The following is a 17504-nucleotide window of genomic DNA, read 5'->3' as shown; positions in this document are numbered from 1 at the left end:
TGGCTTATGGAACTGTCCACGCAGAGGGTCAGACGGCAACTTATCAAGCTATCGATAAAGCTGCCACTACCGACAATATTTTATCGTCGGAGCTCGCAAAAGAACCAAAAAAGGAACTCAACGAGAAAGAAAAGAAAAGAAAGCATCGGGAAGAAGTCAAACGCGTCATGGCAGGCGGGCTACAGGATGGGGAACGCTGGTCCTACGCTACGGGTACAGCCAGTTTCGGAGTACCACGCCCGGTAGAGCCGGATTTTTCATTCCGTATTGGAAGCATCACGAAGACATTAAGGTGGCAGACGGATTCCTAACGATGCTCTTTAACGATTCGCTACTTCAGGGATTTGGACTCACGTTCTTATTCAGCTGTATATTTCTGACAGGCGGTTGGTTGTTTACCAGGAGACAGACGATCTAAATTCGACCTTGAGGCAGGAGACGAGTGAAAGTTCTTTGACTTGTAATTCAATCAAAAAATGCGGGAGCTGTTACCTTAGGAGGAACCATGGATAATCAGAGAAAATTAAGAAAAGAAATCGCCCCTTACGAAACATCGAATATCAGAAATTAGTATATGGCAGATTTTCAATACCATTCCGACCTTTGCTACTCTGATACTTACCTTACCAAAGTTTAAGTGTTTCTGGAAGCGTATAGGCTACCGGCTTTATCGATATGTGTTGCTGACCGATACCGGCACATTGTTCACAACGCTGATCAAAAAGTTTACCGCCGCTCCTTATACCATGCCTCTCTGGCAATTGACGCAGAACTGAACGAATTGTTTAGCTTCGGCCGTAAGAGGGCGACGAATCCTTAGGTTGTAGGGTTTGTTGAAGAAGATGTCTATGAGGGGACTTTCCGTCATTTTCCCGGCACGTGCTGCACACTGCTTTAATTGAAGGTTTCCGATGCGCATCGTACCGATGTTGTTCGGATCATCCGGACTTTTCAGAAGGAGAAGCCATCCTAACAGTATTACCTGATTTGATTGTTAGGAGTGCAAATGAATCTCAACTAGCATGTAACGAAATTATTTTTGGTCGCACTTATATATCAAATTAAACTTGAGCGATCAGCGATTTGCATCAAATTGAGTGACGGACCCCCAACCCCAAACGAAAATTAACCTTTTCTTAAGAATTTCTTTACGTTTAATTATGCTTTGTTTTTCATACTTAATCATATACAGTAGGCAACCGGATGTATCCGGCCCCGTCTCAAGACGGGCCACCAACCAGTAGCTCAGCCCGTATGCTCTTTTGGTTAAATCCTCTATCATAAAATTAACAGAAATAAGGAATTCACATAGAAATATTATTTCAGTTTTGACAATTTCAATGGAATTTGTCGATTAAAATAAGAATGAAGGATGGTTGGATCAATGTTGCTTCGTTTACGCAAATCTTCAATGCAGGCGGTCTGGATGGTGTGGGAAAGAGGGTTCGATTGGATTTCACGCTTTCGCGGCTCGCATACATCGCACTTTGGAATTTGCAAAGTCATGATTAAGAAACACCGAGGGGAGAGCATCGTCTGTGCGGACTCCACCATCATCAATAAAGGCGATCTGGTCGGGGAACTCCATCTCAATAATGAAACGATTCTGATGCTGATCAAATCCGAAGACTCAGACCGCGCGGCGCTCATGACGGCCCGGCTTACACGGAAATCCATGCAGCAGATCAGCGAGGCATTCGCAAGTCAGCCGGAGTTCAGAGAGGTGAAGGCGTTAGTCGGCATTACGCTGCTTCATCGTGGTTTGATACATGGTCTTGGTTTCGAACAACAACCGATGAAGTCCGATCTGTTCCAACGCATTACAACGGCTTATCTACGATTATTGTTATCCGTCATGCACCCTGAAGGCAAGAAGCGGATTGGCCGCAAGACCGAACAATTGATACCGATGATGCTGATTCACTCCCGCAGCTCGCTGAGGAACCGATTTATGACGATGAAGAGACAGTCCGTTTCAAAGGAGTTATGTCCACCCAAATCAAGCTCCAATTAATTAAAACAAAAGAAACTAAGAGCGTGGTGAGTAAGTTCCTGGAGGGCGGTATGGAGTTGGAACACAGCGATTGGAAACCCATACCACCCAGAGGCAACCTATTTTTCATCATGCTCTGTAACAAAGGCGGGTAGGCATTCATGGATAAAATTATGGAATTTTTACAGAACTTCGGAGCGACGGGACTTTTTATTCACGCTATGCTCGATGCGATTATCTTCCCCATCCCGGCGTTCTTCCTGCAGCTTTCTTTAAGCGCGGTGCAACCGGAGTCGGCTTTATGGCTCGCTACGGTTGGCTTTGCCGGAAGCCTGCTTGGGACACCGATCGGTTATTGGATCGGCAAGGTGTCGGGAAAGCATATTTTGGGCAGTGTAATGAAGAAAAAATGGCTGGATTCGGCAAGCGACTTATTTGCCCGCCGCGGCGAGGCCGCAATCCTGATCGGATCGTTCACTCCGATCCCGTTTAAAATATTTACGATTTTATCCGGATGCATGAATTATACGTTATGGAAGCTGCTCAGCTATGCCGCCATTGGTCGGGCGGTGAAGTTTTATGTAGTCGGTTTTCTCTTCTATATATATGGCCGCGCGGCAGAGAATATGGTGAACCAAGTTCTCACGATTATGCTGGTGGGCGTTGGTGTAGCGATTGCGGCAATATGGTTCTTGATACGGAAGCTGTCTGAGCGGAGGAAGATAAGGGATGAACATCAACTTATCGAAAAAACAGGGAACGGAGGTGGAAAGCAGGATGCAGTGGATAAGGCGAATTGATCAAACGATGTTCTTCTGGTGCAACCATCGGCTGAGTAGTCGGACCCTGGACCGATTGTTCGGATGGATTACCCATTTGGGCGGAGCTTTGTTTACCATCATTTGCGCAGTGTCCTTGGCATGGTTCGCCGAGGGGGAGTTCAGCAGAATCGGGCTGCAAAGCTTGATCGCACTGGCCGTTAGCCATATCGTTGCTGTCCTGATCAAGAGAAAGGTGCGCAGAGACCGGCCTTTCCGCAAGCTGGAGCAGGTAAAGGTAGGCAAATTCCCGTTGAAGGATTATTCCTTCCCATCCGGCCATACAACCGCTATTTTCGCCCTGGTTACACCTTTTGTGTTGGCCTCATCGCCGGCAATTATGCTTGTCTTGATTGGTCTGGCCTTGTTGGTGGCCATATCCCGGGTTTATTGGGGCTATCACTATCCAATCGATTGTGTGGCTGGTGGGATGGTCGGATTCCTAACGGCGGTGCTGGTAGTTTTGTTCATGCATAGTTAAATTTCACGAAGGAGGCGATTGTTGATGAATAGCATGAAACGGGAAAAGCTGCTGATTCTGTCCGGCGCGCTCGGGGATGGACATATGCAGGCGGCCAAGGCGATTTTGGAGGCATCGGTGCTGTACAAACTGGGAGTAGAGGTGGTCGACTTTATGCAATGGATCCATCCCCGCATGCATGTGGTTGAACGGTATTGCTTCCTGCAATGGGTGAAGCATTTTCCCTCCTCATACGGATATATGTATCAGAAGACCCGGACGGACAGTACACTTACTTTCTTCCTGAAGCATTTTCTCACGACCAGCCTGCAGCGGCTGCTCAAACTTCTGAATGAGGAACAGCCGACGTTGATTGTCAGCACGTTCCCGCTGGCATCAGCCGCCATTTCCTTGCTTAAGGAAAAAGGGATGACGGATCTGCCTGCGGCAACGGTCATTACCGACCATTCCGATCACAGCTATTGGATACATCCGTTTACGGATCTGTATCTGGTTGGCTCCGAAGGCGTGCGTGCAGCTCTGCAGAGAAAAGGCGTTGCTGACCACAAAATTGCTGTAACGGGCATCCCTGTTCGCCCATCCTACAGTCAGACCGACAATAAAGACCGGCTGCGCGAGAAGCTGGCTTTGGCTCTTGACGCCTTTGTCGTGCTGGTGATGGGCGGCGGCTGCGGGATTATCGATAAATCCTTCATCGAGCAAATGCAATCTGACTCTTTTCCCCCTAACGTGCAATTTGTCATCGTATGCGGACGCAATGTGAAGCTGCTGAACCGCCTGCATGAAGCGTTGGGAGACAGGGATAACGTCATGCTGACAGGCTTCCTGGAGGGAATCCATGAATGGATGGCGTCCGCAGACGTATTGATTACCAAGCCGGGCGGACTGACGACCTCCGAAGCGCTGGCGCTTCAGCTTCCCATGCTGCTGCTGGAGCCACGGCTGGGGCAGGAAAAGGATAATGCCGATTATTTGATTCAAGCGGGAGTAGCGTATCTATGTCAGATTGACAATTTGCAGGATCAGCTTCAGCGGCTGGTTCAACAGCCTTCCCTATTGAAAGAAATGAGGGAGAAAGCAGGGCTGTGCAGACAGCAGGATTCCGCCAGACATGCGGTCATGCAAATTCTGAGCATGCAGAGCGATACACAGGAAGAAAAATGGGTTTGCTCCTTGCAGCAGTATGCTTAAGCTTAATTTTCACTAAGGGGGATAAAGACGTTGCTTGTTAAATATTTGTTGATTGGGCTCATAGGCTTCATCAGTCTGTATATGCTAATTCCTAGTTTTTTGCCACGAATGATCAAATTTGGAGCCTTTCGTAAGGGAACGACCAAGAACCAGGTAGCGTTCACGTTCGATGATGGGCCGCATCCGAGGTATACACCGGAATTATTGGATTTATTGCAGGACTATCAAGTGAAGGCCACATTCTTCGTGCTTGGCTCGCAGGCGGAACTGCACCCGGATCTGATCAGAAGAATGGATCGTGAAGGTCATCAGATTGGAATCCACAATTACTATCACACCTCCAATTGGCTGATGCTTCCTTGGACGGTGCGGCGTGATCATATGAAACGGACCGCAGATATTATTGAATCCATAATCGGAAAAAGGCCGGATCACTATCGTCCGCCATGGGGGCTCATGAACGCTTTCGATTTCTTTCATCCCAAATCGTACCGCATCGTACTCTGGTCCTTGAAGGCGGGGGACTGGCGCAGCAAAAGCTGCCGCAAGAAGCTGAAGGCAACGCTGCTGAACGGAATTACGGACGGATCTGTTATTTTGCTGCATGACAGCGGAGATTCGCCGGGAGCGGACCGTCACGCGCCATATTTTATGCTTCGGGCTCTGGAGGAAGTACTGCATCAATTACAGGGACGCAACCTGCAATTCGTTCGTCTGGATGAAATGGCTTGACAAGTGAAATGAGGTGACAATAGTGGGACAGGAACCACAAATTTTAATTTTAACGGCCGATTACGGAGAAGGTCATCATCAGGTGTCCAAGGTGTTGCAGCAAAGATTGATTCGCAATGGTTATAGCCAGGTGGCGGTTGTCGACTTGTTCCGGGAAGCTTATCCTGTGCTGAACAAAATAATCCGCTTTCTGTACCGGCAAAGCCCGCATGCAGCCAGCCTGGGCATTCCCTATTACGGATGGACCTACCATCTGACCAACCAGCTTCCCATGAAGGGAAAGATCGCAACCTGGATGAACAGTCTTGGTGGCGAGAGGCTCAAGAAAATCATCCTCCAGTACCAGCCGGAAGTCATCATTTATACATTCCCGTTCGGCAGCTTGCCAAGCAGCGAGGCATTATCTGCGATCAGTCCCCGGACTGCTGTTGTCATAACGGACTTTGACGTTCACCGAAGATGGCTGTTCGCCAAGCCGGATCATTATTTTGTCCCTGCCAGCGACGTGAAAGAGGCTATGGTCAGGCAGGGCGTCCCCGAGAGTCGTATTACCGTGACCGGAATTCCGGTCAGGGAGTCATTTTATGATGCGGCAATGATCGGTTCCGGCTCCGTTAAAGAAGCAGATGAGCATGTGATTCTGCTTATGGCCAACGTCTGCGGCACATTGCAATCGCTATCGAGGCTCATCGGGAAGCTGCTGCTCTTGTCAGGCGTCCGCATTCAAGTGATTTGCGGCCGGCAGGAAGGATGGAGACGGAGGCTTGCGGAGAGCTGGGCGGATGATGCAAGAGTGGATGTATTCGGCTTCACCGATCAATTGCATGTTCTGATGAGCAGTGCCTGCTGCGTCATCACGAAAGCGGGAGGCGTTACACTATCCGAGACGATTCAGGCCGGGGTTCCGATTTTCATCCTAAATCCGTTTCTGGGGCAGGAGAAGGAAAATGCCCTGTATTTGCAGCGCAAAGGAGCGGCAGTCGTGGCCTTTACGATTCATGATCTGGTGTTGCAGATACAAGCGATGATCTCCTCTGAGCCGATCAAGCAGTCGATGATGAACGGGCTGCTCGCAGCAAGGCAGAAAACGTCTGCGGACCATATTGTTCGGCATTTGTTTCCTGAGGCAAGTCCCTTAAGAAGGGGTGGAATATGATGAGCGGGAGGAGCGCGTTCAAGCTTTCTACTCTGACGCTGTTCACGGTGCTTTTTTGCACAGAGTTTGTCCGAAGCGCTTTCTTGTTCTCGTTCCTACCGAACTTTGCCGTCAACGAGTCCGGGCAAACCGTTGCTTTGGTCGGTCTTGCCGTCTCGCTTCATTATACAGCCGATACGCTGATTAAATGTGTGGCTGGATATTTGCTGGACAGGTTTTCGCTGCGCTGGCTGCTGCCCGCCACTTTCGTCCTGATGCTGTCCGGACTAGCCGCTGTGTTCTTTAGTCCGTATGCCTGGGGGCTCGTTGCTGGTTCCGTGATGCTTGGGATGGGGGCGTCGCCTATATGGCTCATTTGTCTGGAGAAAATCCGGCTGACGGAGCGGGCGGCCCAGATTGGGGCGATATACACCGTGTGGCTGGCCTGCATCGGCCTGGGGCCGGTCACAATCAATCTCACCTTCGATTATGGCTTCGAACCTGCCTTCCGGCTGATGGTTGCGCTGCTCGCCGTCGGCTGCATCGCATCGTTCGGGATTAACAGAACAACCCCCTTGCATCTCCAGAACGTCAGCTTTGCCGAACAAGCGACAGGACTGCGAAGAAGACTCGTTCAGCTGAAATGGCTGCTGCCAGGCATGGTCCTGCAGATGACCGCCGCAGGACTGCTGCTGCCGATACTGCCCGGTTTTGCCGCTGACAATCTCGGTCTGAGCCAGCCGCAATATTCGCTAATGCTCATATTAGGCGGGGCCGGCGCGATGCTGTTTCTTGTCCCGATGGGGAAGCTGGCCGATCGATGGGGGCACAAGCAAATGCTGTTCGCCGGTTTCGTATCGCTTACGGTCGTATTGGCTCTGTTAATCGTATCCATGCCGCCGCCTGCATTAACGATGCTGTTTGCCTTTATGCTGGGATTGTCTTACTCAGCCGTGCTTCCGGCCTGGAATGCGGTGCTGTCGTACCTTGTTCCGGAGGATCAGAAGGGGACCGGGTGGGGAGTACTCTCCGGGATTGAAGGGCTCGGTATTATGATTGGCCCGGTCATCGGGGGATGGATAGCCAGCCAGTATACGAATGCCGCTGCCATTAGCATCAGCGTTGCTTTACTGGCGGTTCTTGCACTTTTTTATTTGATTTTGCCGGAAAACAAGCTTGTCTCGGCTGGCGGGACTTTGCAGCACAAGAGGGAGAATGCTCATGGACCTGATCGGGTTAGTTGAACAATTGTTTAACGAATATGGATACCTGGTCTTGCTCATCGGCTTGCCGCTGGACTTCATCGCGCTCCCCGTTCCGCCGGGCAACAGCACCTTGACCTATACCGGTTTCTTAGCCTCTAAAGATGTGCTTCATGGGCTGTTGGCTTTTGCGATGGCCCTGACGGAATTATAGGGTCACCATCACGTACGTGATTGGCTACAAGGCAAGTATGCCTGTGATCGAGCGTTACGGCCGCTGGCTCTTCCTCAAGCAGGACTTCTATATGCCTATACCGGTGGCGCTCTATGGGTCATTGCATTTTTTCAATCGGCTATTTCTTCGGGGAGCAGTGGCAATATATGTTCAGCATCATTGAGCAATATTTGAAGTTCTTTTTTATCGGAGTGGCTTTTCACGCGGGGGTGTGGTTGCTGGTTCAAGTTCGAAGCGCGAGGGGGAGTCGCAGTAAAGGGAACGTAAGGAGCGGAGGGAAGTGAATCACGGCGATATGATGATGCGGAAGAAGCTACCGGACGGCAAAACCGTGTTGGAGAAGTCGGACTTGGCCGCCCATCTTCTCCTGCCGAATGGGGACGCAGTAGTTCAATTCAGCGCAACGATCGTCATAACATAGTCCAGCCAGATGCAATTAGCTAAAGTCGAAGTAATTATAAGGGGGTGTCCCAAGCAGCCATTTAAGGCTGTTGGTACACCCCCCTTTTTTTATGCAAAATAATGCCCTTCTTCGAGATCGGCGATCAGTCCGGGCTGCATCGGTTTCCAGCCCAGAAGCTCCCGTGTTGCCAGACTCGCCTGCGCAGTGTTGAACACGCCTGCGCTGTCGAATGCTGCAATGGGGCCTAGAAAGCCGAAATGGGTAGCAGCTTCTTCAGGTGTGGTGCTGACCGTCGGCACGTTCAATTGCCGCCCGATGACCTCGGCGATCTCGCGGAACAGAATGCCCACATCGCCGACGCCAAGAGCAATGAATTTGGAGATTGCTGCTAAATGAATTGCTGGAATTTCCAGTGAAGTCTTCTTGTTTAATTGTCGTGGTAGTTTAGTTTATCCATTGCTAACTAAGTTGTATGAGCTCTATCAATAACATAGTTAGAACAACAACTCATTCTGGGTATGTTTTTTGCCTATCGGTAAAGGTTGTTGTCCTAACACCTTTTGTACTAGCGATCCTCTATCTTAACAAGCACGTCATATAAGACAGTTGACAGTTTGTCATGCGGTATATGTGACAGGTGCCAAGTACGGTGTCATCAAAAGCTTGGCGGTTTTATCACTGTTCGATTTAACAATATCGGAGGTAAGGTGAGGGGGTAAAGCAGAACAACATACTAAAATAATAGGAGCGATTCGTTATGAAATCATTCACCATTCGAAAAGGAGTTACACTTACTTTAATAGCTATATTGGCGGGTACACTGGCTTATGGAACTGTCCACGCAGAGGGTCAGACGGCAACTTATCAAGCTATCGATAAAGCTGCCACTACCGACAATATTTTATCGTCGGAATCCGCAAAAGAACCCAACGAGAAAGAAAAGAAAAGAAAGCATCGGGAAGAAGTCAAACGCGTCATGGATCAAGTAGTTACCAACAAAAGAGTTCCAAGTGTCGTGGCAGGCGGGCTACAGGATGGGGAACGCTGGTCCTACGCTACGGGTACAGCCAGTTTCGAAGTACCACGCCCGGTGGAGCCGGATTTTTCATTCCGTATTGGAAGCATCACGAAGACATTCACTGCTACCGTTGTATTGCAGTTGGCTCAGGAGAAAAAATTGAACCTGGATGATTCGGTCGAAAAATGGCTGCCGGGGGTCATAAAGGGTAATGGGTATGACGGCAACAAAATTACGATTCGTCAGTTATTGAACCATACAAGCGGGCTTGCGAGCTATACTGATCTTGATTTTCGAGATATTACCTTGCCTCAAAATCCATTCCGTTACTATTCGTCCGACGAGCTTATCAGCATGGGACTAGCAAAGCCGCCTGTATATGCGCCAGGGAAGGGCTGGAACTATTCGAACATGAATACTTTACTAGCCGGTCAAATTATTCAGAAGGTAACAGGAGATACGTATGCGGAGCAGATCAGGAAAAGGTTGATCGAACCGCTCGGGATGACAGGGACATTTGTAATGGAAAATAGTCACGATATTCCGGGTAAGCATGCCACAGGATATAATATGGACAGATCGGGTCATTTGTACGATTTAACAGAAATAAGCCAATCATGGGCAAATGCAGCCGGAGATATGGTCTCAACAACCAAAGATTTGACCACCTTTTTCAGTTCGCTGTTGGGCGGAAAACTTCTAAATCAAGAGATGATGGACCAGATGCTCACGACAGTAGATTCACCTATAGGTAAAGTCGGACTAGGGATTTATGAAATAAAAACAGCTGACGGGCAATCATACTGGGGGCATGCCGGCGGTACTTTCGGATTTGAATCGAGAGCCTTCGGATCTCTAGGCGGGCAGCATATTTTGGTAACGTGCATCAACTCGGTAGCCCAGGAAGTGACGCCGGCTCACAATAAAATAATCGATAAGGAGTTTGGCCGTTAAGTTTAAAGCCGACATCGCGCCCTTTATTTGAGGGCGGATGTCGGTTTCTGCTATAATTAACCGTCGTTTCATGCAATCGAGGCACATATGTCCGCATTCAGAATAAAACGACTTCAAAATAGATAAGATGCACGAGGGACATAACGACGGCGTATTTTATATTCGGCCGGTGAGCTCTACTATCGACTTCTTTACCACTCCCGCCAACAGATTGTTTACCGCCGAAATCGGTAAAATAGGCTAGATGCAAATTCGATATAGAGATTAAGAATATATATGAATTTTAGGAAATACATAGTAGGTATAGACAACGTAATATTACTAACCTACACATTGCACCAGCCTACAATTTCTATTTAAAAAAGACTTCAAGGAAAATCAAACATTAAGACTGTTGTACAAAAATATCAGAATTTCGTATATATTATTCCGCTAACGGGATACGTTAGAATTCCTGTAAAACGAATAATTTGCTCTTTGCATAAAAACGAGCGCCTCGGTACGATGGGGTTGCGCACGAGGTCATAGCCTCAAAAAGCCCATCCAGGAGGTCGCTCTACTATGAAGTTTAAAGCCCAGGACAAGCAAAATCAACTCATTGAAAACTACATCTAGCTATAGGCGTAGATATTGCCCAGGGAGCTCACGTAGCTCGTGCGGTTAGCTACCGGGGAATTGCTCTCGGATCTCCACTCGAATTTGGCAGCCATGACGAGGGTTTTCAGTTGTTCAGCCGCTGGATTCAAGATCTGCTTAAGTTGTACAAGCTGAACAAAATCATCGTCGGTGTGGAACCAACCTGCCACTACTGGCTAAGCCTGGCTCGTTGGCTTTCAGCCAAAGGAATTGAGGCTGTTCTCGTAAATCCTCATCTCGTCAAAAAGAACAAGGAAAACCGGGATAATACCCCATCCAAAAGTGACCGTAAAGATGCACTTGTCATCGCGGATAGGGTCAAAAACGGATACTATTCCCCTGTACGCTTTAATCCGGAAGTCTACGAGGAACTTCGGATTCTCATGGCTCATCGCGACACGGTTGCCAAACGTCTTAACAGCGCCGTTAATCAAATTCACCGCTGGGTAGATATTGTGTTTCCAGAACTTCGTCATGTCTTTAAAATCCTTACCTGCACCAGTGCCATTGCCACGTTAAGGCTATTTCCTCTCCCGGAGGAAATTAGTCGGTTAACGACGGAGCAAGTCATTGCCGGCTGGAAGCAATACGTGAAGCGTCATGCAGGGGTGCATCGAGCCGAGCAACTCATTGCACTGGCTAAACGCAGCGTGGGCGTTACGCAGGCGCTGCACGCCTACAAGCTGCACTTGGGTCAACTGCTCGAAGAACACGACTTGGCGCAGCGACAGCTTGAGCAGATTGAACACGAGCTTCATCACATCCTGGAGCGTATTCCATACGCTCAGAAAATGCTCGCCATTCGGGGCGTAAATGCAACGAGCTTAGCTGGGGTTCTAGGCGAAGCCGGTGATCTGAGCGGTTATGCGCACGGAAACGCATTACTACGACATGCGGGTTTAAACCTGGCTGAGGCTTGCTCGGGGAAGTGGAGTGGAAAAATGGTGCTCAGCAAGCGCGGACGCCCCGTCTCCGGCGTTTTCTCTATCTCATGACGATGTGTATGATCATGACCAATCCAGATATTCGAGCCCTGCACCACCACAATGTCGATTTTGAGTTGAATTTTTTTGTATCTCCAAATAATTCTTTTCACTTTGGGTATCGCTAGGCCAGAGAACTGGCATAAGATGCTGTTCCTGATCCAGATTGCTTACCTTTGTACCATGCTTAAAGGAGTTTACTTCCTTCATGATAAGATCGAATTCCTTAAAAGATTTGCAATTTAGTAATTGACTAATCAATAATAGGGCGATAAAATGAATTTAAGTTAGTAATTGATCAATAACAAATAAAACGAAATGAGCTGAGGAAAATGGAAAAAGCGATGGTAATTGGAGCAACGGGCGGGACGGGAGCAGCAATCACGGAAGAACTTGTCAAACGGGGGGTACGCACCATTGCTTTTGGACGTTCACGTCAGAAGTTGGAACAGTTTGCTGGAAAGCTTGGAAATCCTGAGCATTTGACGCTCGCCATTGGGAACGCAATGTCCCCTGACGACATTGTAGCTCAAGCAGGTGGTGCTGACGTATTGTTCCATTGCGCGAACGTACCCTACCATGAGATGGTTGACAAACTGATTCCGCTAGGGGAATCAGTGCTGGAGGCGGCAGAACGGCTTGCGATTAAAGTAGTAGCAATCGATGGAATCTACCCTTATGGGAGAAGACAAATGGAACTTGTCACGGAAGAACATCCAAAGGAGCCTCATACGATAAAAGGAAAAGTCCGCCTGGACTATGAACGGATGTTGTTTAGCGAGCGGTGGACTAAGGCAAAAGTTATGATTGTTCGCTTGCCCGATTATTATGGGCCTACAGCTAATCAAGCCTCGTATTTAGGTTCAACTCTGGAAGCGATCGCTGCTGGTAAAATGGCTTTTTTCGTCGGTAATATGCATGTTCCCCGCGAGTTTGTGTATTTACCGGATGCTGCTGAGATGGTCGCCGAACTGGCAGACAAAGACTTTGCTTATGGACAGAACTGGAACATACCGGGTGCTGGGCTTATATCGGGGCGAGAGATCGTACGGATTGCACAAACAGCAAGCGGCCATGCTAAACCGGTCATACCCCTGAAGAAATTAGGCTTGTCGCTTATAGGTATGAGCGTGCCTGTAATGAAAGAAGTCGTCGAGATGCTCTATTTAACCGAAGAGCCGCTGACTCTAAGCGGAGAAAAATACAAACGGTTCATCGGACCGATCACCGCAACGCCGTTCGAGGAAGGTATTACCGCGACTGTGTTGGCATTGCAGGAGAGTCAGTCAGCTATTGTGCAATAGTTATTGATTGATCAATCATATGTGTCGATCGAAATGCCTAGGTCATATTCGATCTTTCCATTGAAATTGATGCACCGCAGTAGACCGTATGGCGAATACAGACTGGCATTGACTAGTGGCCAACCTGGCAGAGAAACGTCTCCCAGGTGCGGTTATCCGGTCCAATCGCAGTGGGAAGCACCTTTCAGTAGGAGACGTAGGGGCTACCCATCGTCTCCACCATCCGCGAGGTTAACCCCATACGACGCATCGTTTGGGGGGACCAGCACAAGGCATCGACGGTGTCCACGTATGGACCATTACTTCCACCATCAAAGGAGTCGTCGTACATACCACGGAGTCCTGGGGACGGTCCGCCAGTAGCGACCGACCTCGACGGCATGCGCGCGGCACTCACGTCCCCGCTCAATGTCTGGCTCGCCGACCTCAAGATGACTGCCAAGGCGGCGAACTGAAAGGTAGCCTTTATTAACCGAGAGACAGCTAATGAGATTATAAGGTATTGATCTAACTCAAGCCAGAGGGGGTTAATCCGATTTTTTGTTTACCTAGAAGTCCATTCCTTAAACAAGACCTCGCATAGCCTGTGGGGGACTCTAGAAACAAAGGAGGCGTTAAGTGTGTGGGAAATAGAAAGAAGTTACGGAAGAACTGCCGGGAAAGTTTGGACATCGGTAGCAGCTGTCTTAGCACTGTTCATTTTGCTGGTGATCATCTTGAGATTAATTCTTTTATAAAGATTCTTAGGCACTGCCGACATTTTTGCAAATTGTCGTTTAGCCCTGCCAATATCTTTAATGACACATACTGTATACCCTATCTAAAGGAGGAGTTCAAGTGAGTGAATGGATATGAGCATAAGGTTAACATTTAGGCCGCTATATAAGTGGTAAGTGGTATTGCCTTATTTCCTCCTCTTTTTTTCTTTTGATACCTTATAATAGGATGAATTTATCGTTAAATAATAACAGCCCCGTCAACCATCAAAGTAGGACGGGGTATTTGCTCATTTTTCGAAATATTTTGAATACAGTGGAAAGGTGGGGAATTGTGCTGCTCTTCTCATTATTATGCGATAAACAGTTGGGTCTACTCTCGGTTTAGTGATTTCCTATGATGCTTGATTACATAGGCCTAATATCTTTCCTATAATAAAATACATATAATTGTGTTAGAAAAATGAAATGTACTAACGGGTGAACATAATGTATTGGACTCCATTATTTGAAAACGGTGTACCAGTAGCACATTTCTGCTCTTAGTGGAGTGAAGGTGACTACATCTCTCCGTTAGGGGCATTTTTGACCTAATTAAAAAGCGGGGGGTATATAGAATGAAAAACACCTTATTAGGTTCTTTATATTTAATTTTAGCCTCCAGTATCTGGGGTGGTATGTACGTTGTTATTAAAATTGTAGTATCGGTCATACTTCCACTAGAACTTGTGTGGATGCGATATTTAGTAGCAATTGTTGTATTTCTAGTTATCGGCTTCATAACACGACAAAATTGGCGAATTAAGAAACGTTATTTCTTATTAATCGTAGCTATTGGGGTCATTGGTAATGCCGTTTCAATTGTTGCTCAGGAAGCTGTCCCAGAAGTCATTGAAGTTGGCTTAGGGCCGGCCCCTTTTTTCAATTCTGTCAAACCAAAAGAAGCCGTTCCTTAGTAAAATGGAAGTGACGAACAACCATTTGAAGGAGGACTCCTTTTGTACATTCAATATACTATGGACCAACTCTACCTGCCAATGGATTTAGAAGAAAATATTCCGGAAAATCACCTGGTTCGTGAACGCAAATTCGGATAGACGACAAGATTTTTGCAGCGGTCTACAAAGGCGGGGGGACGCGACAACTACCACCCAAAAATGCTTACTAAAGTCATCATCTACGCGTATGCTCAGCGCTTCTACTCCTCCCGCCAGATTGCTAAAGTGGTCCGTGAAAATATCATGATCATGTGGATTCCCGTCGCCAACGTCCAGATTTCCGCACCGAGCGAATAAAGAAGTGTTAGAAACGATTTTTACAACGGTTCTGCAATTTCTAGCCGAAGAAAAGTACATCCAACTGGAGCATTACTTCCTCGATGGCACCAAGATTGAGGCTAATACGAACCGCTACACGTTTGTTTGGGGAAAAGCTGTGGTCAAACACAAGGCGAAGCTGGATGAAAAGGTACGTGTCCGCTGTTTCATGGGAGAAATGGATTTAGTTGGATTAAACTGAGGATGATCTGTATATACAGAAAATATTCACCTTACATATAGCACAAAAATTTCCAATTGTACGGTTAATTGCATTGCCACGCGCCGAGAATTAAATATACAATATTATAGTAGCCTAAATTCGAGGACGGTGTTTCAATTGTTATCTGCTTTGTTTTATATCTTACTCGGTGTATTTGATGCCATAGCATCTGTTACTTTGGTTCTAAAGCTTTATATGCTGCCTCTTTGGGAATATCGAAAAAAAATACTTATTTATGCAATAGTTATTGCTATATTCTCCTATCTGATGCGTGTAATTATTGGGATGCCAAAGTTAGATTTGCCACTTCAATATATTTTTATGATTTTATTTTTTAGATTTGGATTGGGTATGAAAACACATTTGGCAGCCTTCTCAACTGGAGCTGGGTTGACTGCATATATAAACTTACAACTATTTGTATTCTTATTTGCAAATTTCTTCGGAATAGCACAGCCTGAGGTTATACAAGATACAGATGGACTCCCAATTTACTCTATACAATTGATCTCCATCGTTGTTGTTTATTTAATTTCTTTTGTTATAAGTAAATATAATTTCGGGTTTTCGTTTATCGTACAACCTCCGCATGATTTTCTGAGGGTAGAAAATTACTTTTCATCATTAAATAAATTGTTAATCTTTGGCGCGTTAATTTCTGCGACTACTATCTCTATTACTTTATACATGCTCTACAACGCTAATGCAATCGGGCTTCTTTCACTTTCTTTATTAACATTCGGTATTTCTTATTTTTTTTCAGAGAAAGGGGAAAATGAGGATGCTAGAAGCACTCTCCAGACGTATCGCGGCAGAAATAAAGAAAGCTGATCCTGATGGACCAACGAGCGTAGAGGTGATGGAGTATGCGCTTGCAATAAAACTTACAGAAATCTCAACGATATTTTTTGTCTCAATTACAGGATGGCTTACTGGACATTTTTTCGGTTCATTATTAGCTCTTGGAAGCCTAATGCTAATTAGAAGGTTCTCAGGAGGAATTCACTTTTCCAACCTTACGCTCTGTGTTTTTTTTACAACGATAGTATGCATAATCATTCCTTTTATTACGCTAAGTTTATCTGCGATCTTAATTACTAATGTTTGCTCATTACTGATGTTAATTGCTTATGCACCGAATCATTTTATTTATATTCATAAGACTAAAAATCACAGCTATTATAAACTTATATGCATTTTTATGTGTTTGTTGAATTTTTTTATACAATCACCCATAATATGCTTATCTTTAGCGATACAATCTTTCAGTATCCTACCTTTATGGAGAGGAGGTGAACGTAAATGGATATGAAATTGGCGAGATTCTTAAATGTAAAATTGGGTAAATATGCTAATGAATCAACAAAAAAGGAAAAAACTATTTTCGGCGCTAAGCCAGTGCCTGCAGAGTTGAGAAAAAAAGAAAAGAACTAATTATATGTATGATGGAAAGAGAAGCCTAGCCACTAAGTTACTTTAAGCTACATGTTCGGATTGAGTAGTACTGGCTATTTTAATACGGAACTTTAAGTAGTCATCCTCCGGACAATATTAGCCCATGTCCTGGTCTCCTTTTTAGCAGGGAAGGAGAAAATGGAACGCGGTCATATGAAATTATACCGAGATATGGAATCCTTTGGCGCTCTGAGCGTTGAGGGATTTCTTTTCGAGCAAGCACGATATATTTGAACAGTAGCATGAGGAAGCCTGTGGCAGAGTAGAGAGGGTGACACAAAAAAAGCAGGAAGAATTCTTCCCGCTTTTTACTGAACAATGACTATTAGCGTCTGCGTTGTCTATCATTTACGCTAAACAGATTAACAGCCAGCGCATTACCTCTTGCCCGTGCATTGGCTCTTTGATTGGAACGGATGTTTAATCTTCTTCTTCTTAAGTCGCGCTTACAATTTCTTCTGCTCATCATATCACCTCCCTTCAATATAATGAAGGTACGGTTGAATCTTAGCTGTTTTAATGCTTACGTTTGCGTTTGGAAATTTTGATATTCAATGCATTGGTTGCCAAGGCATTCCCGCTTCTTGCTTTAGCAGCTGCGGCCTGGAAGACTTTAACGACCAGATATTTGTTTTTTCCGATGCGATGCCTATACGTTTTGACTTTGTTTTTGATCATCTGGCATATCTCCTTTGCTTAGGTCTTCTTT

At 46.4% G+C, this 17504-nt stretch carries 17 protein-coding genes and 5 pseudogenes; 18 read left to right on the top strand and 4 right to left on the bottom strand.

The annotated features are described in order from the left end of the window. Positions 1–71: 71 nt before the first annotated feature. The 10 genes and pseudogenes from GCU48_RS28510 to GCU48_RS27215 all read left to right on the top strand — a co-directional run. Positions 72–287 (top strand): annotated as a pseudogene (locus GCU48_RS28510) (serine hydrolase domain-containing protein); the annotation flags it as partial. Positions 288–1384: 1097 nt separating this feature from the next. After that, positions 1385–2014, top strand: coding sequence for a YkoP family protein (locus GCU48_RS25095; protein WP_152381842.1), 630 nt, complete (start codon positions 1385–1387; stop codon positions 2012–2014). Positions 2015–2154: 140 nt separating this feature from the next. Continuing rightward, complete coding sequence (locus GCU48_RS25090) at positions 2155–2793, top strand: YqaA family protein (RefSeq protein ID WP_244315951.1); 639 nt, start codon at positions 2155–2157, stop codon at positions 2791–2793. Continuing rightward, the gene (locus tag GCU48_RS25085; RefSeq protein WP_152381841.1) at positions 2771–3292 is read left to right on the top strand and encodes a phosphatase PAP2 family protein; all 522 of its coding nucleotides are present in this window, start codon (positions 2771–2773) and stop codon (positions 3290–3292) included. The genes GCU48_RS25090 and GCU48_RS25085 overlap by 23 nt, the downstream gene beginning before the upstream one ends. Before the next feature lie 24 nt (positions 3293–3316). Further along, on the top strand, positions 3317–4483 hold the full coding sequence (locus tag GCU48_RS25080; RefSeq protein WP_152381840.1) for an MGDG synthase family glycosyltransferase: 1167 nt from the start codon (positions 3317–3319) through the stop codon (positions 4481–4483). Positions 4484–4513: 30 nt separating this feature from the next. Beyond that, complete coding sequence (locus tag GCU48_RS25075; RefSeq protein WP_152381839.1) at positions 4514–5215, top strand: polysaccharide deacetylase family protein; 702 nt, start codon at positions 4514–4516, stop codon at positions 5213–5215. A gap of 22 nt (positions 5216–5237) precedes the next feature. Next, a complete protein-coding gene (locus GCU48_RS25070; RefSeq protein ID WP_152381838.1) occupies positions 5238–6371 on the top strand; it encodes an MGDG synthase family glycosyltransferase in 1134 nt (377 codons plus the stop codon). Further along, the gene (locus tag GCU48_RS25065; protein WP_152381837.1) at positions 6368–7594 is read left to right on the top strand and encodes an MFS transporter; all 1227 of its coding nucleotides are present in this window, start codon (positions 6368–6370) and stop codon (positions 7592–7594) included. The genes GCU48_RS25070 and GCU48_RS25065 overlap by 4 nt, the downstream gene beginning before the upstream one ends. Further along, positions 7572–7766 carry a hypothetical protein gene (locus GCU48_RS28505; protein ID WP_244315949.1) on the top strand — a complete coding sequence of 65 codons (195 nt, stop codon included), beginning with the start codon at positions 7572–7574 and terminating at the stop codon, positions 7764–7766. The genes GCU48_RS25065 and GCU48_RS28505 overlap by 23 nt, the downstream gene beginning before the upstream one ends. Before the next feature lie 301 nt (positions 7767–8067). Continuing rightward, on the top strand, positions 8068–8208 hold the full coding sequence (locus GCU48_RS27215) for a hypothetical protein (RefSeq protein ID WP_167518773.1): 141 nt from the start codon (positions 8068–8070) through the stop codon (positions 8206–8208). 89 nt (positions 8209–8297) lie between these two features. Here the strand turns inward: GCU48_RS27215 and GCU48_RS25055 are convergent, their stop codons facing one another. After that, positions 8298–8540, bottom strand: a complete 243-nt coding sequence (locus GCU48_RS25055; RefSeq protein ID WP_244315948.1) for a Rossmann-fold NAD(P)-binding domain-containing protein — start codon at positions 8538–8540, stop codon at positions 8298–8300. Positions 8541–9082: 542 nt separating this feature from the next. Between GCU48_RS25055 and GCU48_RS25050 the strand changes: the two are divergent. The 3 genes and pseudogenes from GCU48_RS25050 to GCU48_RS25040 form a co-directional block, all read left to right on the top strand. After that, positions 9083–10162: pseudogene (locus GCU48_RS25050) on the top strand (serine hydrolase domain-containing protein); the annotation flags it as partial. Positions 10163–10723: 561 nt separating this feature from the next. Next, positions 10724–11849 (top strand): annotated as a pseudogene (locus tag GCU48_RS25045) (IS110 family RNA-guided transposase); the annotation flags it as partial. 264 nt (positions 11850–12113) lie between these two features. Beyond that, a complete protein-coding gene (locus GCU48_RS25040) occupies positions 12114–13085 on the top strand; it encodes an SDR family NAD(P)-dependent oxidoreductase (RefSeq protein WP_152381835.1) in 972 nt (323 codons plus the stop codon). 184 nt (positions 13086–13269) lie between these two features. On the opposite strand, the gene GCU48_RS25035 is transcribed toward GCU48_RS25040, so the two are convergent. Beyond that, on the bottom strand, positions 13270–13467 hold the full coding sequence (locus tag GCU48_RS25035) for a hypothetical protein (RefSeq protein WP_152381834.1): 198 nt from the start codon (positions 13465–13467) through the stop codon (positions 13270–13272). Positions 13468–14418: 951 nt separating this feature from the next. Here GCU48_RS25035 and GCU48_RS25030 point away from each other — a divergent pair. The 5 genes and pseudogenes from GCU48_RS25030 to GCU48_RS28730 form a co-directional block, all read left to right on the top strand. Beyond that, a pseudogene (locus tag GCU48_RS25030) lies at positions 14419–14676 on the top strand (EamA family transporter); the annotation flags it as partial. Positions 14677–14799: 123 nt separating this feature from the next. Further along, positions 14800–15274, top strand: a pseudogene (locus tag GCU48_RS29450) (transposase); the annotation flags it as partial. 183 nt (positions 15275–15457) lie between these two features. Further along, positions 15458–16171, top strand: coding sequence for a hypothetical protein (locus tag GCU48_RS25020; protein ID WP_152381833.1), 714 nt, complete (start codon positions 15458–15460; stop codon positions 16169–16171). Beyond that, entirely contained in the window at positions 16116–16652 is a 537-nt protein-coding gene (locus tag GCU48_RS29445; RefSeq protein ID WP_152381832.1) for an accessory gene regulator ArgB-like protein, read from the top strand. The genes GCU48_RS25020 and GCU48_RS29445 overlap by 56 nt, the downstream gene beginning before the upstream one ends. Further along, a complete protein-coding gene (locus GCU48_RS28730; protein ID WP_280116414.1) occupies positions 16643–16774 on the top strand; it encodes a hypothetical protein in 132 nt (43 codons plus the stop codon). Before GCU48_RS29445 ends, GCU48_RS28730 begins: the two co-directional genes overlap by 10 nt. A gap of 346 nt (positions 16775–17120) precedes the next feature. On the opposite strand, the gene GCU48_RS27210 is transcribed toward GCU48_RS28730, so the two are convergent. Further along, positions 17121–17261, bottom strand: a complete 141-nt coding sequence (locus GCU48_RS27210; RefSeq protein ID WP_208811918.1) for a hypothetical protein — start codon at positions 17259–17261, stop codon at positions 17121–17123. Between the two features lie 50 nt (positions 17262–17311). After that, complete coding sequence (locus GCU48_RS27205) at positions 17312–17473, bottom strand: hypothetical protein (RefSeq protein ID WP_167518771.1); 162 nt, start codon at positions 17471–17473, stop codon at positions 17312–17314. Positions 17474–17504 lie beyond the last annotated feature (31 nt).

Origin of the sequence: Paenibacillus brasilensis, from assembly GCF_009363115.1 — a bacterium.
In the GTDB taxonomy this organism is placed as follows: Bacteria; Bacillota; Bacilli; order Paenibacillales; family Paenibacillaceae; genus Paenibacillus; species Paenibacillus brasilensis.
The sequence above is the reverse complement of the archived record's forward strand: the minus strand, read 5'-3'. Positions and strand labels throughout refer to the sequence as shown.

Bases quoted from the DNA above. Each gene is read 5' to 3' on its own strand.
- GCU48_RS25095 (WP_152381842.1), top strand. From the start codon at position 1,385: ATGTTGCTTCGTTTACGCAAATCTTCAATGCAGGCGGTCTGGATGGTG.
- GCU48_RS25080 (WP_152381840.1), top strand. From the start codon at position 3,317: ATGAATAGCATGAAACGGGAAAAGCTGCTGATTCTGTCCGGCGCGCTC.
- GCU48_RS25090 (WP_244315951.1), top strand. From the start codon at position 2,155: ATGGATAAAATTATGGAATTTTTACAGAACTTCGGAGCGACGGGACTT.
- GCU48_RS29445 (WP_152381832.1), top strand. From the start codon at position 16,116: ATGAGGATGCTAGAAGCACTCTCCAGACGTATCGCGGCAGAAATAAAG.
- GCU48_RS28730 (WP_280116414.1), top strand. From the start codon at position 16,643: ATGGATATGAAATTGGCGAGATTCTTAAATGTAAAATTGGGTAAATAT.
- GCU48_RS28505 (WP_244315949.1), top strand. From the start codon at position 7,572: ATGGACCTGATCGGGTTAGTTGAACAATTGTTTAACGAATATGGATAC.
- GCU48_RS25065 (WP_152381837.1), top strand. From the start codon at position 6,368: ATGATGAGCGGGAGGAGCGCGTTCAAGCTTTCTACTCTGACGCTGTTC.
- GCU48_RS25040 (WP_152381835.1), top strand. From the start codon at position 12,114: ATGGAAAAAGCGATGGTAATTGGAGCAACGGGCGGGACGGGAGCAGCA.
- GCU48_RS25085 (WP_152381841.1), top strand. From the start codon at position 2,771: ATGCAGTGGATAAGGCGAATTGATCAAACGATGTTCTTCTGGTGCAAC.
- GCU48_RS25035 (WP_152381834.1), bottom strand. From the start codon at position 13,467: ATGCCGTCGAGGTCGGTCGCTACTGGCGGACCGTCCCCAGGACTCCGT.
- GCU48_RS27210 (WP_208811918.1), bottom strand. From the start codon at position 17,261: ATGAGCAGAAGAAATTGTAAGCGCGACTTAAGAAGAAGAAGATTAAAC.
- GCU48_RS27205 (WP_167518771.1), bottom strand. From the start codon at position 17,473: ATGATCAAAAACAAAGTCAAAACGTATAGGCATCGCATCGGAAAAAAC.